This window comes from Paenibacillus sp. GYB003, from assembly GCF_036577625.1.
In the GTDB taxonomy this organism is placed as follows: Bacteria; Bacillota; Bacilli; order Paenibacillales; family NBRC-103111; genus Paenibacillus_AB.
Genome location: NZ_JARBDC010000070.1, coordinates 91,187 through 109,232 on the forward strand (window position 1 = coordinate 91,187; position 18,046 = coordinate 109,232).

The window sequence follows — 18,046 nt, forward strand, 5'->3', positions numbered from 1 at the left end:
CTTATGCTCACCCCGTTTCCGCGTCCGTTACTTTTCGAGACGGACCGGCACGCGCACCTGCCCAAAAATGGATTGGAATACCGACTCGACGGTCAATCCGTCGATTCTCGCCTCGGAATGAAGAATCATCCGGTGGCCGAGCACGTACGGCGTCAAATATTTGATGTCGTCCGGAATGACGTAGTCGCGTTCGCGCAAATACGCCAGCGCTTTGGCCGCTTGCATAAGGGCGATCGTCGCCCGCGGGCTTGCTCCGAGAAATACCGATTGGTGCTCGCGCGTCTTCCGCGTAATCGACACGACGTAGTCGGCGACCGCTTCGTCGACGTGCACCTCGCGCACGCGCCGCTGGATGTCGAGCAGCCGCTCGACGTCGGCGACGGGCTCCAGACGGTCGACCGGATGTCCGGTCGCCTGGGCGTACAGCATTTTTTTCTCGGTATCGTGATCCGGATACCCAAGGCTGAACTTCATCATGAAGCGGTCAAGCTGGGCTTCCGGAAGAACGTACGTTCCTTCGAAGTCGATCGGGTTTTGCGTCGCCAGCAGCAAAAAAGGCGCGGGCAGCGGATAACAGTCGCCGTCGACCGTCACGTGCCGTTCCTCCATCGCTTCGAGCAGCGCGGATTGCGTTTTCGTCGTCGCCCGGTTGATTTCGTCGGCGAGCAAAATATGGGTCATGACCGGGCCCGGCCGGAACAAGAACGTTTCCTGCTTCGGATGGTAAATGGCTACCCCGGTTATGTCGGTAGGCAGCAAATCGGGATTGCATTGGATGCGGCGGAACTGGCCTTGTACGGATTTGGCCAACGCTTTGATGAGCACCGTCTTCCCGGTTCCGGGCACGTCTTCGAGCAGAACGTGTCCTCCGGCAAGAGCGGCGGTCAGGAGCAGCTCGACTTCGGCGGCTTTTCCCATAATGCAGGATTCCAAATTGGCCTTCAACTGCTTTAAAATGGCTAAATCTTCCACAAATAGTGCATCCATCTCGTCCTGCTCCTCTCCATGGGTCCGTAGTTCCATATCCGGGCGATGCCGGCGGTCGTACAATGTGCCGCTGGTATTTCTATTCTACAAGAATTGAAAATACCCGTATAGCCCTTTACGGTTAGAAAAAGTGTCCGGTTGTTAGAGAAAACGGCACGATTCGACTTTCGGTTCGACCGTGACTCCATTATTATGTATACGCTTGCAGCGAAAAAAGGTTTCATCGTTTGACATGCGGCAAATTCCTCCATACATTTCATGTATGACGGCGTTTTTCTCCGCTTTCAAACCGGCGTCGGACGGAAAAGCAAAAAAACAATCGCTTCCGGCACGCGGCCGGAAACGATTGTTTTCCGAATTTCTATTTCGCGGCGGCTTGAACCTGTACCGTCTTCACGTTCGATTCCGCCACCACGATATCTTTCGAGTCGAGCACTTTCACCTGCAGGTCGCACACCGCTTGCTTCAGCAGGTCGGCCGGAATTTTGGCGGTCAGCTCGCCGTTCGTCTCCCGTTTCGTTTCCAGCGCTTTCCCGTTCGCGTACAGCTTGCCGAGCGCCGGGAAATTTTTGCCCGAGACCGATACGACCGTCTCCGTTCCGGACTTGAACGTTTCCGGCGCGACCCGCTCGATCGTCATCGGCCCGAATCCGAGGAAGTAGTTCGGGTTGACGATTTTGTTTTTCAGCTCCCCGTACGCGTGGCGCTCCCCGAACATGATGTCGTATTGGAGCAGCTCGTACCGCTTCAGGTCGCCGCCGTTCTTTTTCATCTCGTCGGTATACGGCGGGACGATCGGCGTCCGCTTGGACAGCTCCCGCAAAAAATCGGTATAGTACGAGCCCGTCACCTTCGCCTTGTCGAGCACATAAGGGCCGAGAAACGAAGGGCTCATGTCGAGCGTTTCTTTTTGTTCCGGCAAATAGTTGTTCCAGACGACGACGGGCGTCCGGTACATTTTGTCGAGAAAATCCGGATCGTTTTCGCCGCTGATCCATTTCGCGTCCTTGTACGCCTTGTAATCGTCGCCGAGGTACGGCAGATGGTCGCCGAAAAAGGCGATGATCGTCGGCTCGTCGACGTTTTTGTAATGCTCGACTAGCGTCCGCAGCATACGGTCGGCGTCGTAGGCGCCCTTCGCGTACGTCTCCAGCATGCCTTTCGTATCGACCGGAATGTCGCCCTCCGCCTTGAACGGATTTTCTTCGAATTTGCCCGGATAATAATGGAAATGGTTTTCCATCGTGTTGGCGAAGACGAAATCGCGTTCTTTCGTTTTGCCCGTCTGCTCGATAATCAGCTTCGCCACTTCGCTGTCGGCGATATACGGGCCTTCGTAGACGGGATCGAAAAACTCGATCGGAATGTACTGCGCGAAGCCGAAGTTCTGATACACTTTGTCGGCGTTGAAATACCAGCGGTGGAACGGGCTGATCGCCGTCGAATAATACCCTTGGCGCGCCGCAATGCTCGCCAGCGAGTCGATTTCGTGCGTCACGTACTGGTTGTACGGAATCGTTCCCTGCGGAAAAAACCGCATCGAGTTGCCCGTCAGCACCTCGAATTCGACGTTGGCCGTTCCGCCCCCGAACTGCGGGGACAGCAGCGTGCCGGACGCCGTCTTCTGCTGGAGCTCGTGCAAAAACGGCATCGGATCGCGATTGAACTTGACGGTTTGCAGCTGCGTCGGATCCCAAAGCGATTCGCTCAGCACGACGATAATGTTCGGCTTCACGCCCTCCGTAAAGCCCGCTCCGCCGATCGGGGATTCCTTGCTCGACACGATCGCTTCGATCGCCTTCTGGTCGTATTCCTCCAATTTGCCCACGCCCATATACCCGATGTTGAGCACGGTCGCGAGCAGCCATCCGTTCGTGTCGACGTTGGCGGATTGATCGTACATGATCGGACTGATGCCGAACGCGCTTTTGACCGGTATCGGCTTGTCCGTATAGACGGCGGCGACGAGCGCGACGGACGCGAGTCCGAGGACGACCCTCTCTTTCCAGCGGATCGTTTTGACGACATGGTTCGTCCGGTACAGCAGCAGCCAGCTGACGGCGACGAAGACGAGCAGGTCGGCGAACAGCTGGAGCGTGACGATATTTTTCAAATATTCGACCATGTCGCTCGCCTCGCCGGTCAGCACGAAGTCCCAGGGGAGCAGCGGGATGCCGAGCATTTTCGACTTGACGCCGGTTACGAGCGCGAACGCGAAGCCGATCGCCGAGACGATCCAGTACGAAAGGCGCATCCTTCCCGTCAAGGCCGTCAGCAAAAGCCATACGCCGAAAATGATCGCGCCGTTCAGCAGCAAAGCCGGGACGTTCAGCACCGACCATACCATCGCGCCCCATGTCCGATTGCGGCTGAGCGCTTCCATGAGCAGCACGAGCCAGCCGGATAAAACGATCATCAAGTACCGGTGTTTCAAATACGCCCCCGCGGAAGCGAGCCAATTGTTCATCGTTTCCAATCTCCCATTGTTTTCTCTCTATCCGGTTCGATATGAAGAACTTGTAAACGCCGATGCAACAATGAAGCCATTATAACATGACTGGAATACCGCTTACAAAATTATATTATGGCAGCCGCCTCGCCCCCCGGAAGCGCAAAAAAACCCCGTAAGCGGCCGTCGTCCGCATGGTGGACGACCGGTCGCCGTCGGGGTTCTCCGGCGCACGGCGCAGGGGCGGACGATGGCGCCCGTCACCCTTTCGGCCTGACGAACGTCGCCGCCAAAAACGAAAAAATGATCGCGGCCGATATGCCCGCGCTCGTCACCTCGAAAATGCCCGTAATGATGCCGACCCAGCCGTGCAGCTTGTACTCCTGCAGCGCGCCGTGGACGAGCGAGTTGCCGAAGCTCGTTATCGGCACCGTGGCGCCCGCTCCCGCGAATTCGATAAATCGGTCGTACAAGCTTTTGTCGCCGATGATAATGCCGTCGACGAGCGCCCCGACGACGACGAGCGCGCTCATCGTATGGGCCGGCGTCAGCTTGAGGACGTCCATAAGCAGCTGCCCGATTACGCAGATCGCGCCTCCGATGACGAACGCCCATACGAATTGCATCAAATGGTCCATAATCAGCCGCTCCTTCCGCTTTCGATTGCTACGGCATGCGCGATGCACGGGATGCTTTCCCCCTGCTGGAACGACAGCGGCGACAGCAGCGCGCCGGTCGCCACCACCAGCAGCCGGTTCAGCTCGCCCTGCCGCATCAGCTTCAGCAGGTGGCCGTACGTGACGACCGCCGAGCAGGCGCACCCGCTTCCCCCGGCTTGCACCGCCTGCTTCTCGACGTCGTACACGAGCAGTCCGCAATCGTAATACTTCGTCTGGCCGATCGGCACACGATGCTTCTCGAACAGCTCGCGGGCGATCGAATAGCCGACCGAAGCCAGGTCCCCGGTCACGATCATGTCGTAATGGCCCGGTTCGACGCCGAGATCGCGCAGGTGGGCTTCGATCGTGTCGACCGCCGCAGGCGCCATCGCCGCTCCCATATTGAACGGATCTTTGATGCCCATGTCGACGACCCGGCCGATCGTCGCCGAGGTCACTCTCGGACCGTCTCCCTCCGGCCCGAGGACGGCCGCGCCGGAGCCCGTAACGGTATATTGCGCGGTCGGCGGCTTCTGCGAGCCGTACTCGGTCGGATAGCGGAACTGCTTCTCGACCGTGCAGTTATGGCTCGCCGTCGCCGCCATGGCGTGCTTCGCGTAGCCGGAGCTGACGATCATCGAGGCGATCGCGAGGCTTTCCATCGAGGTGGAGCACGCCCCGAACACGCCGAGATAGGGCATCGAAAGCGTCCTTGCCGCGAACGTGGCGCTAATGATCTGATTGAGCAGGTCGCCGGCGACGAAGCATTGGATGTCTCCGTTCGTCAGCCCGGCGTTTTCGACCGCGAGCTTCGTCGATTCCTCCAGCAGCTTCCGCTCCGCCTTCTCCCAGCTGTCCTGTCCGATCGTCAAGTCGCCGTGGACGATATCGAAATCTTTGGCGAGCGGTCCCTCGGCTTCGTCCGGACCGACGACGGTCGCGGTCGATAAAATAACGGGAGGCTTCGCGAACGTCCACGTCTGATGTCCCGTAAGCATCGTTACCGTCCCCCCAAGTCGATCAGCATGTGAACGATCCCGACGACGAAAGCCGCGACCGTCCCGAAGACGATGACCGAGCCGGCCAGCTTGAACATATTGCTGCCCGTGCCGAGCACGAGCCCTTCGCTGCGGTGCTCGATCGCGGCCGAGCACATCGAATTGGCGAAGCCGGTAACCGGCACGGCGCTTCCCGCCCCGGCCCACTGCGCGATTTTATCGTATAAGCCGAGGCACGTAAGCACGACGGAGATGAAGATGAGCACCGCGACGGTCGGACTGCCGGCCGTTTTTTCGGTAAAGCCGAACCAATGAATGAACATTTCGCTGAACAGCTGGCCGATCATGCAGATCGTTCCGCCGGTCAGGAACGCCAGCAGGCAGTTTCGGCCGACCGGCCGCGGCGGCTCCTTCTTTTTGGCGAGCTCCTGGTATTCCTGCTGGACGGGAGTAAGCTTCTTTTTTTTCTGTGCGGCCATCGTTGCCATGCAAACGTTCGCTCCTTTTGTCGTCCGGAAACGGCTCCCCTATCGCTTCAAGAAAGGCTCCGCTTCACGCAGGACGTTTTTCATCGATTCCACGCATTTCCCGTATAGCTTCTTCCCTTTGCGGTCGTCCGTCGCGAGCGAGAACAGCTCCAGATCGGCTTCGCATTTGCGCAAGGTCGCCCACAGCACTTCGCGCTGGCTCGGCTCGGGCGTTTTGACCTGATCGTCGTACAAATCCACGGTGAGCTCCCCGTATGCGTCGACCTGCGCCAAAAAGACGTTTTCCTGCGCAACCCCTAGTTTCTCCAGCTCGGCGCTCAGCCATCCGCGGTTGAAGCCGGCGGTCGCCAGCGGCTCGTCCACTATTTCGCCGTCCATAATGACCGTCTGCGGCTCCTGGACGTTCGGCACGCGGATGCCGAGGCTTCGCGGCGTAAGCGGCTGATTTTCTTTCGACAGCATGACGCTTACCTCCCCGTCCGACTCCAGCACGGCGAATTCGACGTCGGCGACGCGGAACGCGTTTTTTTTGCGCAGCTCCTCCAGCAGCTCGTCCGTCGTGAGCATCACTTTTTTCAAATTGTCTTCGAGCACTTTGCCGTCCTTGATCAAGACGGTCCCGTCCCCGTCGAACAGGTTGCGCATATGCTTGCTCTTCATCGACAGCCATTCGAAGCCGAGCGGGATCAGCGTCCATACGAGCATGGCGGCCACGCCGAGCATAAAGTGGCTTTCCAGCTCCAGCGAGATGAAGCCCGCGATTTGTCCGATCGTAATGCCGACGATGTAATGGAAAAAGTTGAGCTGGGACAGCTGCTTTTTGCCGAGCAGCCGGGTCATGAGGAACAGCACCACAAGGGCGGCGAGAGATCTCAGCACGATCTGCACCCATAACTGCATGTAGTCTCACCGGTTCTTTCTAAGTAATGTGATCAAGCTGGAATGCGATGTTCAGCCTTATTATGGGTAAAAGAAACGGCTGCTTCTCATGTAAATTATTTACAGATATGCAAGCGAACAAGATGGGAAATATAGTGTTGGAAACGGAGGTGAACCGCACATGACCGTAGCATCTCAAGTGAAAACGTGTCTCGCTTCCCTGAAAAGCGCGCAGGCGAGCCTGGAGCAGTTTGCGCTCAACACCCAAAATCAGGAAGCGAAATCCGTCTTCCAAAACTGCGCGCAAACGACGCAGCAGGTCGTCGACCAAATCGCAGCCCGCGTAACGGAGCTGGAAAACGAGGAACCGCAATATAAAGGATTTTAAAAAAACGCAAAAAAGCAGCCGCCGCGAGCGTCAATGACGTTTCGGGCGGCTGTTTGCGCCGCTAATGCCTATGCGCTCCCGCTTTACGGAAGCAAGAGGAGCACGATAACGAGCAAAATGAACAAGACAAGCACGAGTACGTTCCGCTTCATGGAGCCGTCCCCCATCGCAATCGAATGAACGTTCCATCCAGCTTATGCGGCGAGCTCGCGCAATGACCGGGCGAATGCCCCGGTCATATGCCGACCCGGACGAACGGGCTTTCCCAGCTCGGCGCCGGAATGTGGCGGGCCGCCATGATCGCGTCGAGCGCCCGGTACGACGCCGTTTCCATATGCATCGTTTCCATGTTGCGTCTCATGGCGGACAGACGCTCCGGCTGCCGGACGAGCTGACGCACCGTCTCCATCAGCGCTTCCTCGTTCGCGGCCCGGACGGCGACGCCGGCGCCCGTCAAGTAGTCGGCGTTGTCCTCCTCCTGGCCGGGCAGCGGGCGGTACAGCACCATCGGCAACCGCATCGCGATCGCTTCGGACGTCGTCAGGCCGCCCGGCTTCGTCACGATCAGGTCGGCCGCGCCCATATACTGCTCCATATTGGTGATAAAGCCCGTAAGGCGAACGTCGTGGCCGGGCGCTTCGCTGTCCAGCCGCTCCTGCAGCTTGCGGCGCAGCTTCTCGTTATGGCCGCATACGACGACGACCTGCATCGCGCCGGAACGGGCATTTTCGAGCATCAGCCGGACGACCCCCTCGTGCATCATCCCGTAGCCGCCTCCCATCAGAAGCAGCACCGGCTTATGCACGGACAAGCCGAGCTTTTCCCGCAGCGCCGGACGATCCGTTTCGAGCGCGCCGAGCGAAAACGGCGGACGGATCGGGATGCCCGTCACCTCGATCCGGTCGGCCGGGACGCCGGACAGCGCGAGTCCGCGCCGCACTTTGTCCGATCCGACGACGTACAGGTCGGTTCCCGGATGAACCCAATAGCTGTGATCGGTATGGTCCGTAATGACCGTAACGGTCGGGATGTCGGTCAGGCCCGACATTTTGAGCGCCGACATCGCCGCCGCGGCGAGCGGAAACGTGCAGACGACGACGCTCGGCTCCGTTTCCTCCAGCAGCCGGACGATCCGCTTCAAGCCGTACCAGCGAAGCCGGCTGCTCATGGTCGACAGCGTCGTCCCCTTTTTCGTATGACGGAACAAATAGCCGTATACGGAAGGAAATTTTTGCACCCCTTGGTGGAACACCGCCTTGCTGATGCCGTGCAGCCGCGGCAGCGTCCATTCCATGAAATCGACGATCGTGACCTCCGCGTTCGGCCGGGTCAATCTGCACGTTTCGAGCAGCGCCTGCGCCGCCTGCTTGTGTCCTTCCCCGTACGGCCCCGACAAGATCAATATTTTTTGATTCATCTTCTTTACACCCGCCCTGTTCATCAAGCTTATGGCATTATCATAATGCCTTCAGCCGGCCATTCGAAACGGACCGTCGCCGTATTCCGGCCCGTACCAAAGTCTAGTTCGCGCCCCGGTCTTCCCACGGGCTTGTTCGTTTCCTTACGAAAGTATACAGCGAAAAGATTAACATTTATGACGGCAAATTCTGAATCTTTTCTTAAAAAACGTATGCTATAATGAGTCACAACCCGCGACGAGGAGTGGATTTTCGGTGGAACTCGGCACACCTTCCGAGCAGGACGTGTTTACGGAAGAGCTGCGTATTTTGAAAGCCGCCAAAGCGGATGTGGCCGCCCGGAAGCAGCCGGGACGAAAACGGTACGAGCAGCTCGCCTGCCATTACGAAAAGCTGCTGAAAATGACGATGAAGCTTTCGCGTATCAGCGACATTCAAGGCAGAACGCTCAAGGAACGCGAGCAGGAGCTGAAATCGGCCCACGCTGAGCTGCAGCATATGGAAGAGCTGCGCAGGCAGCTGATCTCCGATATATCCCACGAGCTGCGGACGCCGATCACGTCCGTGCAAGGATACGTGAAAGCGTTTCTCGACGACGTCATCAAGCCCGACGAAGCGTATTTGTCGATGCTGTACCATAAGCTGCTGACGATCGACCGTCTCATTACCGATTTGTTTCAGCTTTCGACATTGAAGGCGAACCAGCAGCCGCTTTACTTTCGCTCCATGCCGCTGATGAGCTGGTATTCGTCGCTCCAGGGCAAATACGAGCTGGAATCGGGCAAAAAAGGCATCGCCCTCGCGTTCGAGCCCGCCGTCGGCACCGACGAAGGAACGTCGCTGCGGGCCGAAACGGCCGTCCTTCTGCTCGACACGGTCAAAATCGAACAAGTCGTCACCAACCTGATCGACAATGCGCTGAAATTTACCGCGGGCGGCGGATCGATCCGCATCGGCGGCCGGCTGTCCGAGCGTCCGCCCGAAGCCGGGGTGCTGTGCAGGTTTCCGGACGAACGCGATTCGCCGGGATGGTTTACGTTTACCGTCGAGGACACCGGCGAAGGAATCGATCCGAAAGACCTTCCGTTTATTTTCGAACGGTTTTTCCGCGCGGGCGACATCGCGAAACGCGGCGTCGCTGGCGCCGGACTCGGACTCGCCATATCGAAGGAAATCGTCATGCGGCATCAAGGGCAAATCGGCGCGGACAGCGTCCCCGGCCGCGGCAGCCGCTTTCACTTCTCGCTTCCGGTTCGCGACGCGGCGAATATCGACAAGACGCGGCCATAATCGACAAATTTTCGCAGGCCGTCTTCAACTGGGCCTTTTTTCCTGTTACACTGATAACGAAATCATCCATAGACCTTTCATCCATACCGTCCGAACAGGGGGAACATGCATTGGAACGCGACTTATTGCAAGTCCAGAACATGCTGCGGGACAAAGGCATACTGATCAGCTTCGCCGGACGTTTGTCGCAAAGCCTGATCGAAGAGTACGGGGCCGCCGTCAAATCGTATCTCGAAAACGAAGAACGCCCTCAAAACGAAGTGTATCATATTTTTTCCATTTTTATCGAGCAGACGCAAAACATTAAAAACTATTGCTCGCTTAAACAGGAAAGCCCTTTCGGGGAGACGATCGCCCAATCGTGCATCGTGACGATCGGCAAATCGGACAACGGCCACTTCATCTGCTCCGGCAACATGGTCGCGAATGCGGATCTGGCCAAGCTGACCGCCCGGATCGATCCGCTCGTTTCGTTGGACAAGGCCGGACTGAAGCAGCTGTACAAGGAGAAGCTGCGCGAAGCGAGCGGCCCGGAAAGCGCCGGACTCGGGTTGATCGACATCGCCCGGAAAGCCCGCGGCCCGCTTATTTATTCGATTACCGAGCTCGACGCGAATTTATCCTTTTTCACCTTGAAAGCGATCGTATAGGAGTGAACTTCATGCAGCCATATACCATTGCGGGAACGAAAAGCTCCCCTGCCGTCGATTTCAACCCCGCCGACAACGTGTTGACGCTTATCGGGCAATCGTATCCGGAAAACGCCTTCAAATTTTACGAGCCGATTCTCGAATGGCTGGACGATTATTTGGCGCAGCTTTCCCCCGAGGACGAAGCCGTCGCCCGGTTTCAAATCCCGTATATGAACACGAGCAGCACGAAATGCCTGATGATGCTGCTGGAAAAGCTGGACGGCGCCTATGCGCAGGGCAAGCGCGTCGCCGTCCGATGGTCGTGCAACCCGGAAAACGAAGGCGAATTCGAATGCGCGGAGGAGCTGAAGGAAGATTTGAGCTTGCCGTTCGACATAATCGCTCTCGAGGACCGGTAAATGAGCGAAGAAACCGTCGTTTCGGACCGGGCGGCCGTCCGAAGCCATACGCTGTACGACACCGGGGTGGCCAAAGTGTCGGCGTTCGCGGCCGCGCTGCTCGTCGTCTCGATCGTCGTCACCGGCGCGATCGCCTATGCGATTACGAAAGGCCAATCGGTCAAAAAGCTGAAAGAGAACGATCTCGTCTATATCGCGGGCTCGATCGCCGCCAAAATCGACGGCAGCATCGAACGCGCCGCGGAAACGTCGCGGCTGCTCGCGGAAGATCGTGAAATTATCGAATGGATACGTCAAGGGGAAAAGCAAGATGCGGGCGGCGCGTCCGCTTTGGCGAAAATCGCCGTTCTGAAGCAAAAGCTCGGATACGACAGCAGCTTTATCGTCAGCATCCCGACCGGCCGCTATTACGCCGAAAACGGCGAAATCATCGACGTCATGTCGCGCGGCGATCCGGACGACAGCTGGTATTTCCAATTTTTGCAGGACAACAAGCCGCTCAATCTGGAAATCGACTATAACGAAGAGCGCCGGGACACGTTCGTCTTCATCAACGCGCTCATGAAATCGGGCGGCGAGCCGCTCGCGATCGTCGGCGTCGGGCTCAGCCTGAACGATTTGTCGGCCAAGTTCCAGGAATACAAATACGGGCAAAACGGCAGCCTGTGGCTCATCGACGACGAGGGCACCATTTTTTTGTCGGACGAGCTGGCCCAAAACGGCAAAAACATTCGTGACTTCATGCCGGCGAGCGCCGCCGTCCTGGTCGCCGTTCCGGACGCGGGCTCGCAAAACGTGCTCGAATTCAAAGGCGCGGACGGCCGAACGAACGATCTCGTCTCGTTCCGGGTGCCGTCGACCGAATGGACGCTCGTCGTATCGGTGGACCGCGACGAAGCGATTTCGTATTTGCGCACGATCCAGGGACAAACGGCGGCGGCCGTCGCCGTCTCGCTCATCTTCGTCGTCTTTATTTTCTACTATACGTCGCGCAAGCTTGCCGAGCCTTACAAACGGGCGATCCGGCTCAATATGGAGCTGGAAAACCAAATTTCCGCCCGCACGCGGCAGCTTGCCGAACAAAACGAAAAAATGATGGACAGCCTCGACTACGCCGGCCGGATTCAGCAGTCGTCGCTGCCGTCGGAGGCGGAGCTGCGCGAGGCGTTTCCCGACCATTTCGTGCTCTGGAAGCCGAAAGACGTCGTCGGCGGCGACTTTTATTGGATCAAACGGGTTCGGGAAGGATGGCTCGTCGCCGTCGGCGATTGCACCGGTCACGGAGTGCCCGGAGCGTTCATGTCGATCATGGCCGTATCGCTGCTCAATCAGATCGCCGAACGGGACGGGGCGGCGGACTGCGATCCGAGCCGGCTGCTGTCCGAGCTCGATCGGTCCGTCAAGCAGACGCTGCATCAGCGGGGGAACGGCGGATTGACCGACGACGGCGTCGATATCGGCCTATGCCTGATCACGCCGCGGCAAACCGTTTTCACCGGCGCCAAGTTTACGCTGTACGTGCGCACCGCGGAAGGGCTGCGGGAAATCGAAGGCAGCCGCAAGTCGGTCGGCTACCGGAATACGCCTTCCGACTATGCGTTCGCCAGCGCGGCGATTCCGACGAAGACGGGCGACGAGCTGTATTTGTTGTCCGACGGGTTAACCGACCAAAACGGGGGAGACAAAAATTATTCGTTCGGCAAAAGCCGGTGGAGGCTTTGGCTGGAGTCGAGCAAGGACGCGAGCATGGACGAGCGCAAACGTCTGCTCGACGAGGAATTGCGAGCCTATATGGGAACCGAGCCGCAGCGCGACGATATTACCGTCTTCGGCTTCCGGCTCCCGTAGCGGCGCGGGGCGAATCGGTTACCGGTAAGGCGTCCCCTCGTACCGGTATCCCATTCCCCGTACACTGACGATATAACGCGGGTCGGCCGGATTTTGCTCGAGCTTTTTGCGCATGTTGTAAATGTGGACCATGACCGTTCTCGGATCGTCGTTGCTGTCCCGGCCCCAAACGTGTTCGTACAGCTCGGATGCCGAAAACACTTCGTTCGCCCGGCTCGCCAAAAAGAGCAGCAGCTGAAACTCTTTCGCCGACAGCTTGATTTCCCGACCGTCCGCATGGACGGTCATTTTTTTGGAATCGATATGGATGCCTTCCGCCGGAATCGCCGGCTCCGGCGAACAGCCGACGACGGCGGACGCCGGGTCGTAGCGGCGGTAAATCGGCGCCCTTCGCATGTTCGCCTTCACTCTCGCCACGACGACGGCCGGGTCGAACGGCTTCGGAATATAATCGTCGGCCCCGAGCTGGAGTCCCCGGATAATGTCCTCCGCCTCTCCGCGGGCGCTGACGAACAGGATCGGCACGTTGGATACGCTGCGTATTTGCTCGCAAACGATAAGGCCGCTCGCTCCCGGCAGCTGGATATCGAGCAGCACCAGATCCGGCTGAACCGTTTCGAATTCCCGCAGCGCGGATATGCCGTCGCTCGCCCCGACCGCGTGAAAGCCGCTCTTGATCAAGTAGAGACGCAGCAGCTCGCGAATTTCGTTATCGTCCTCGACGATCAGAACGGTGGACCTTTCCCCATGATCCAAACGGGCTCCCCCCTGTAACCAGTTGTCCACCCTATTGTATCACCCCGAGGGAGGAATTGGTATCCGGCCCCCGTATCGCGGCTTGTTCAATCCTCCTGCGGGCGTATCATCCGCTCGGGGCGCACGAGCTGCTCGAACCGCTCCGCGGTCAGCAGACCGCTGCGCACGGCCGCCTCCTTCAGCGTCAACCCTTCCCTGTGCGCCAGCTTGGCGATCTGCGCCGCTTTCTCGTAGCCGATATGCGGGTTGAGCGCGGTGACGAGCATCAGCGACTGCTCCATTTGGCGCCGGATCGTTTCGTAGTTCGGCTCGATCCCCCGGGCGCAATGCTCGTCGAACGAGACGATCGCGTCGGCGAGCAGCCGCGCCGACTGCAAAAAGTTGTAGATGACGACCGGCTTGAATACGTTCAATTCGAAATTGCCTTGGCTCGCCGCGAAGCCGATCGCCGCGTCGTTGCCCATCACCTGGCAGACGACCATCGTCATCGCCTCGCTCTGCGTCGGGTTCACTTTGCCCGGCATGATCGAGCTGCCCGGCTCGTTTTCCGGAATGCGGATTTCGCCGAGCCCGCTGCGCGGACCGCTGGCGAGCCAGCGCACGTCGTTGGCGATCTTCATCAAGTCGGCGGCCAGCGCCTTGATCGCACCGTGCACGTATACCAGCTCGTCGTGGCTCGTGAGCGCATGAAATTTGTTCGGGGCGGAAACGAACCGTTTGCCTGTCAGCTTGCCGAGCTCGTCCGCGACCGTCTCGCCGAACCGCGGATGCGCGTTGATGCCCGTCCCTACGGCCGTTCCGCCGATCGCCAGCTCGCGCAGCGCCTCCGCGCTTTCGCGGATCATCGCTTCCGTCTTCTCCAGCATCCGGTGCCAGCCGCTCATTTCCTGGCCGAGCGTAAGCGGCGTCGCATCCTGCAGATGCGTTCGGCCGATTTTGATCACGTCGCGGAACGCTTCGCTCTTGTCGCGCAGCGTCCCCTTCAGCTTCGCGACGGCGGGCAGCAGCCGGTCCTCGACGGCCAGCAGCGCGGCGACGTGCATCGCCGTCGGAAACGTGTCGTTGGAGCTTTGCGACTTGTTCACGTCGTCGTTCGGATGAACGCGCGCCTCGCTTCCCCTCTCCGCGAGCAGCTGATTGGCGCGATTGGCGATTACCTCGTTGACGTTCATGTTCGTCTGCGTGCCGCTGCCCGTTTGCCAGACGACGAGCGGGAACTGGTCGTCCCATCGGCCGCCCGCCACCTCCTCGGCGGCGCGCACGATCGCGTCGGCTTTATCGTCGTCCAGCTTGCCGAGCTGCCGGTTGGCGAGCGCCGCGCTCTTCTTCAGCATGGCGAAGACGCGGATGAGCTCGATCGGCATCCGCTCCGCGCCGATCTTGAAATTGTCGAAGCTGCGCTGCGTTTGCGCCGCCCACAGCTTGTCCGCGGGCACTTTCACTTCGCCGAGCGTATCTTTTTCGATGCGGTATTCCATAATCCTGATCCTCCTTTTCGTATACCATTGTTTCCTTGCGGAGGCGCCCGTATCCTATTGTTCGGGCCGTTCCGGGGGAAGGCGCGAAAAAAACCTTCGCCGTCCGGCGGAGCTGGATGCGGCGAAGGTCGACAGGATGCATACTTGTTACGAAAGCAGCAGCTGCTTCAAATCCGTCGGGCGCATCGCCTTCAGCTGCTTCTCGTACAGCTCGCGATACAGGCCGCCTTGGCGGATGAGCTGCTCGTGCGTGCCCGATTGGACGATTTTCCCGTTCTCCATCGCGATGATCAAATCCGCCCGCACGACCGTGGCGAGCCGGTGCGCGATGACGAACGTCGTCCGGTTTTTCATCAAATTGTTCAGCGCCTCCGTCACAAGCTCCTCGGATTCGGCGTCCAGCGCCGACGTCGCTTCGTCGAGGATGAGGATGCGCGGATTTTTCAGCAGGGCGCGGGCGATCGCCAGCCGCTGCTTTTGCCCGCCGGACAGCCGCACCCCGCGTTCGCCGAGCACGGTGTCGTACCCTTTCTCCCATTTCGAGACGAACTCGTGGGCGTTCGCCGCTTTCGCCGCCTCGTACACTTCCTGCATCGACGCTTCCGGCCGGCCGTAGGCGATATTTTCGTACACGGTTCCCGAGAACAAAATGTTTTCCTGCAGCACGACCGCGATCTGCTTCCGCAAATCGTGAATGTCGTACTCCTTGATGTTGCGCCCGTCCAAATAAACCGCGCCTTCGTCCACGTCGTAAAAGCGCGGGATGAAGTTGATCAGCGTCGATTTCCCGGCGCCGCTCGGGCCGACGAGCGCGATCACTTGTCCGGGCTTCGCGTGGAAGCTGATGCCCTGAAGCGCCACGCGGGATTCGGTGACCGTCGGCAGCGGGTCCGGCTGCGTCTTCGGCGGCAGCCAGTAGAACGGCTTCGGCGGCTTTTGCCGCTCGACGATGTCCGGGTCGTACGGCTTGCTTCCGTTTTGCTTCGGCACCGGCAGCTCCGTTTCGTACGTAAACGAGACGTTCTCGAAGCGGATGTCGCCCCGGCATTGCGGCAGCGGCAGCGGATGCTCGGCGTTTTTCACGTCCGGCTCGATATCGAGCACCTCGAAAATGCGTTCGATGTTCGTCATTGCGTTCTGAATCGTGACGTTCACTTCCGCAAACCGCTGAATCGGCCCGTACAGCTGGCCGAGATAGGCGTTGAAGGCGATCAGCGAGCCGACCGTCATGTCGCCCTTCAGCACGAACAGGCCGCCGATCGACCACGTAATCAGCGTTCCCGAGTAGCCTACCGCCTGGCTGATCCGGCCGAGCGTATTGGAGAGCAGCTGGGCGCTCATCGCGTGATTGACGTATTGGTCGGACTGCTTGTCGAACCGCGCCAGCTCGGTATGCTCGCGGTTGAACGACTGGACGATTTTCATGCCCGAGATGCGCTCGACGAGCACCCCGGAAATGCGCTCCATTTGCCGGTTCACCGAGCGGGAGGCGAAGCGGATGCGCACGTTCAGGTTCGTAAACGACAAATAATAGATCGGCAAAATCCACAAGGACAGCAGCGCCAGCTTCCAGTTCAGCGAAAACAGGAGACATGCGGCGAAGACGACCATGATCAGATCGAACGCGACGTTGATGACGTTCGAGCCGACCAAATTTTGCGCTCCGTTGACGTCGTTGATCACCCTCGACAAAATGCTGCCGACTTGCCGGCTGTCGTAAAACCGCTGCGACAGCTTCTGGATATGCTCGTACAGCTGCCGGCGGATCCCCGCCACCATCCGGTTACCGAGCCGCGACATGACGTTGTTGCGAAGGTACGTAACGATAACGCTCATCGCATAGACGGATGCGAAAATCGCCACTACTTGTTTCAGCGTCCAACCGGACTCCGCCTGACCGAGCACGTCGTCGATCATGATTTTGGTCAGCCACGGACCGGTGAGCGGAACGATGAATTGCAGCAAGCCGAGGGCGACGATCGCCAGCAAGTAGTACCGGTACGGCTTAACGAATTGCAAATACCGCCGTACAAGCCTCTTGTTCCGGTCGACCGTCTCCCGTGAGTCACCCTCGTTTTTCACGCTTCTTCCCCCTTGTGCGGCCTGATCGCGCCGCTTGTAGCGAATCGCTTCGCCGTTGTGTATCCGTGCGGCGGGACCGTTCGAAAACGGCTGCGACGGCACGGGAAACAACCCAATGCCGACGTTCGGGTCGACATGCTGGGTTACTTCCTGCTCGTTATTCGCTGTCGGACGCGCCGACGGCGACTCTGGCGCCAATCCGGTCGGATTCGAACAGCGCATCCATCGCGCGCGCTTGCGCCAATATCGCGGCTCCGCCGTCCGGCATCGTTTCGCCGGCAAGCACGTTTGCGGCGAATCGTTCCGCCTGGAGCCGGAACGGGGTGATGCGATCGGTGACGAACGACTCGGTTTCGCCGTTAATCGTCACTTCCAGCGTAATCGACCGGCTGTCGCCGAACTGCTTCACTTCCAGCTCGCCCTTCGTCCCCCGGATCCGGTAGCCGCACCCGTACGCCATATCGACGGCGGCCGTCATCAATGCGGTGCCCCCGCCGGGGAACTGCAGCGTACCCGCGAAACGGAGGTCGACGCCGTCCTCGCCTTGGCGAATCATGCGCGCGTCGGCGCTTATCGGCTCCTCGCCGAACTGAAAGCGGCTCCACGATACCAAATAGCAGCCGACGTCGTACAGCGCTCCGCCTCCCCAAGCCGGATTGAGCCGGGTGCTGTTCTCGGACGCCTGAAACGAGAAATTGCCGATGAAATGGACCGGCTCGCCGATCCGGCCCGTACGCAGCGCGTCGCGGACGGCATGATGCCCTTCCATCGTGCGCCAGACGAAAGCTTCCTCCGCACGGACGCCGCGTCGGATCGCCAGCTCGACGATTTCTTTCGCCTCCGCGGCGTTCAGCGCGAACGGCTTTTCGAGCAGCACGTGCTTCCCGGCCTTGATCGCTTCGATCGCCCATTCCTTATGCAAATGATTGAGCAGCGCGATGTACACGGCGTCGATATCCGGATCGTCCAGCAGCTCGCGGTAGCCGGCGTAATGTTTCGGCACGCCGTACGTATCGGCGGCTTTCCGGCCGTTTTCGGCCGTCCGGCCGGCGACGCCGACCCACTCGGCGTTGCTTGCCGTCAGCAAAGCCGGACCGGCTTTGCCGACGATGTTGCCGGTGCCGAGCACGCCGAAGCGCAACTTGGTCATGGTCATCCCCCTCGCAAATACCTAGTGAACCAGCATTTTCCTACTCATTTTAATTGACGGACCGAACAATGTGAAGATGGCTGGGGAGGGGGGAGCCGCCTTGTGGCGACCGCACGGCGCATAAT

Annotated in this window: 16 protein-coding genes; 5 read left to right on the forward strand and 11 right to left on the reverse strand. The window is 59.3% G+C overall.

Annotated elements, in window-relative coordinates; all coding sequences use genetic code 11:
* Positions 1-27: 27 nt before the first annotated feature.
* From PV407_RS23405 to PV407_RS23430, 6 genes are all read right to left on the reverse strand, one after another.
* Entirely contained in the window at positions 28-987 is a 960-nt protein-coding gene (locus PV407_RS23405; RefSeq protein WP_332092423.1) for an AAA family ATPase, read from the reverse strand.
* Between the two features lie 361 nt (positions 988-1,348).
* Positions 1,349-3,454 (reverse strand): LTA synthase family protein, encoded by a 2,106-nt coding sequence (locus tag PV407_RS23410; protein WP_332092424.1) that lies wholly within the window; start codon positions 3,452-3,454, stop codon positions 1,349-1,351.
* A gap of 242 nt (positions 3,455-3,696) precedes the next feature.
* Positions 3,697-4,062, reverse strand: a complete 366-nt coding sequence (gene spoVAE / locus PV407_RS23415) for a stage V sporulation protein AE (RefSeq protein WP_332092448.1) — start codon at positions 4,060-4,062, stop codon at positions 3,697-3,699.
* A gap of 14 nt (positions 4,063-4,076) precedes the next feature.
* Positions 4,077-5,093: a stage V sporulation protein AD gene (gene spoVAD, locus PV407_RS23420; protein ID WP_332092425.1), complete on the reverse strand. Its 1,017-nt coding sequence runs from the start codon at positions 5,091-5,093 to the stop codon at positions 4,077-4,079.
* Positions 5,094-5,095: 2 nt separating this feature from the next.
* On the reverse strand, positions 5,096-5,572 hold the full coding sequence (gene spoVAC, locus PV407_RS23425) for a stage V sporulation protein AC (RefSeq protein WP_332092449.1): 477 nt from the start codon (positions 5,570-5,572) through the stop codon (positions 5,096-5,098).
* Positions 5,573-5,620: 48 nt separating this feature from the next.
* Positions 5,621-6,481: a DUF421 domain-containing protein gene (locus PV407_RS23430; protein WP_332092426.1), complete on the reverse strand. Its 861-nt coding sequence runs from the start codon at positions 6,479-6,481 to the stop codon at positions 5,621-5,623.
* 160 nt (positions 6,482-6,641) lie between these two features.
* Between PV407_RS23430 and PV407_RS23435 the strand changes: the two genes are divergently transcribed.
* Positions 6,642-6,848 carry a DUF1657 domain-containing protein gene (locus tag PV407_RS23435; protein ID WP_332092427.1) on the forward strand — a complete coding sequence of 69 codons (207 nt, stop codon included), beginning with the start codon at positions 6,642-6,644 and terminating at the stop codon, positions 6,846-6,848.
* A gap of 235 nt (positions 6,849-7,083) precedes the next feature.
* Here the strand turns inward: PV407_RS23435 and PV407_RS23440 are convergent, their stop codons facing one another.
* Entirely contained in the window at positions 7,084-8,265 is a 1,182-nt protein-coding gene (locus tag PV407_RS23440) for an MGDG synthase family glycosyltransferase (RefSeq protein WP_332092428.1), read from the reverse strand.
* 256 nt (positions 8,266-8,521) lie between these two features.
* Here PV407_RS23440 and PV407_RS23445 point away from each other — a divergent pair, with 256 nt between their 5' ends.
* The 4 genes from PV407_RS23445 to PV407_RS23460 all read left to right on the forward strand — a co-directional run bounded on the left by PV407_RS23445 (position 8,522) and on the right by PV407_RS23460 (position 12,455).
* On the forward strand, positions 8,522-9,556 hold the full coding sequence (locus PV407_RS23445; protein ID WP_332092429.1) for a sensor histidine kinase: 1,035 nt from the start codon (positions 8,522-8,524) through the stop codon (positions 9,554-9,556).
* Positions 9,557-9,666: 110 nt separating this feature from the next.
* Entirely contained in the window at positions 9,667-10,206 is a 540-nt protein-coding gene (locus PV407_RS23450) for a SiaB family protein kinase (protein WP_332092430.1), read from the forward strand.
* An 11-nt stretch (positions 10,207-10,217) separates the two neighbouring features.
* A complete protein-coding gene (locus tag PV407_RS23455; RefSeq protein ID WP_332092431.1) occupies positions 10,218-10,607 on the forward strand; it encodes a DUF1987 domain-containing protein in 390 nt (129 codons plus the stop codon).
* Positions 10,608-12,455 (forward strand): SpoIIE family protein phosphatase, encoded by a 1,848-nt coding sequence (locus PV407_RS23460; RefSeq protein WP_332092432.1) that lies wholly within the window; start codon positions 10,608-10,610, stop codon positions 12,453-12,455.
* Positions 12,456-12,473: 18 nt separating this feature from the next.
* Here the strand turns inward: PV407_RS23460 and PV407_RS23465 are convergent, their stop codons facing one another.
* The 4 genes from PV407_RS23465 to PV407_RS23480 all read right to left on the reverse strand — a co-directional run bounded on the left by PV407_RS23465 (position 12,474) and on the right by PV407_RS23480 (position 17,921).
* Entirely contained in the window at positions 12,474-13,211 is a 738-nt protein-coding gene (locus PV407_RS23465; RefSeq protein WP_332092433.1) for a response regulator transcription factor, read from the reverse strand.
* A gap of 86 nt (positions 13,212-13,297) precedes the next feature.
* Positions 13,298-14,689: a class II fumarate hydratase gene (fumC, locus tag PV407_RS23470; RefSeq protein WP_332092434.1), complete on the reverse strand. Its 1,392-nt coding sequence runs from the start codon at positions 14,687-14,689 to the stop codon at positions 13,298-13,300.
* A gap of 147 nt (positions 14,690-14,836) precedes the next feature.
* On the reverse strand, positions 14,837-16,771 hold the full coding sequence (locus PV407_RS23475; RefSeq protein ID WP_332092435.1) for an ABC transporter ATP-binding protein: 1,935 nt from the start codon (positions 16,769-16,771) through the stop codon (positions 14,837-14,839).
* Between the two features lie 157 nt (positions 16,772-16,928).
* Positions 16,929-17,921 carry a Gfo/Idh/MocA family protein gene (locus PV407_RS23480; protein ID WP_332092436.1) on the reverse strand — a complete coding sequence of 331 codons (993 nt, stop codon included), beginning with the start codon at positions 17,919-17,921 and terminating at the stop codon, positions 16,929-16,931.
* Positions 17,922-18,046 lie beyond the last annotated feature (125 nt).

Coding starts and splice junctions, on each gene's coding strand:
- PV407_RS23405 (WP_332092423.1), bottom strand. CDS start 987: ATGGATGCACTATTTGTGGAAGATTTAGCCATTTTAAAGCAGTTGAAG.
- PV407_RS23410 (WP_332092424.1), bottom strand. CDS start 3,454: ATGAACAATTGGCTCGCTTCCGCGGGGGCGTATTTGAAACACCGGTAC.
- spoVAE (WP_332092448.1), bottom strand. CDS start 4,062: ATGCAATTCGTATGGGCGTTCGTCATCGGAGGCGCGATCTGCGTAATC.
- spoVAD (WP_332092425.1), bottom strand. CDS start 5,093: ATGCTTACGGGACATCAGACGTGGACGTTCGCGAAGCCTCCCGTTATT.
- spoVAC (WP_332092449.1), bottom strand. CDS start 5,572: ATGGCCGCACAGAAAAAAAAGAAGCTTACTCCCGTCCAGCAGGAATAC.
- PV407_RS23430 (WP_332092426.1), bottom strand. CDS start 6,481: ATGCAGTTATGGGTGCAGATCGTGCTGAGATCTCTCGCCGCCCTTGTG.
- PV407_RS23435 (WP_332092427.1), top strand. CDS start 6,642: ATGACCGTAGCATCTCAAGTGAAAACGTGTCTCGCTTCCCTGAAAAGC.
- PV407_RS23440 (WP_332092428.1), bottom strand. CDS start 8,265: ATGAATCAAAAAATATTGATCTTGTCGGGGCCGTACGGGGAAGGACAC.
- PV407_RS23455 (WP_332092431.1), top strand. CDS start 10,218: ATGCAGCCATATACCATTGCGGGAACGAAAAGCTCCCCTGCCGTCGAT.
- PV407_RS23460 (WP_332092432.1), top strand. CDS start 10,608: ATGAGCGAAGAAACCGTCGTTTCGGACCGGGCGGCCGTCCGAAGCCAT.
- fumC (WP_332092434.1), bottom strand. CDS start 14,689: ATGGAATACCGCATCGAAAAAGATACGCTCGGCGAAGTGAAAGTGCCC.
- PV407_RS23480 (WP_332092436.1), bottom strand. CDS start 17,921: ATGACCAAGTTGCGCTTCGGCGTGCTCGGCACCGGCAACATCGTCGGC.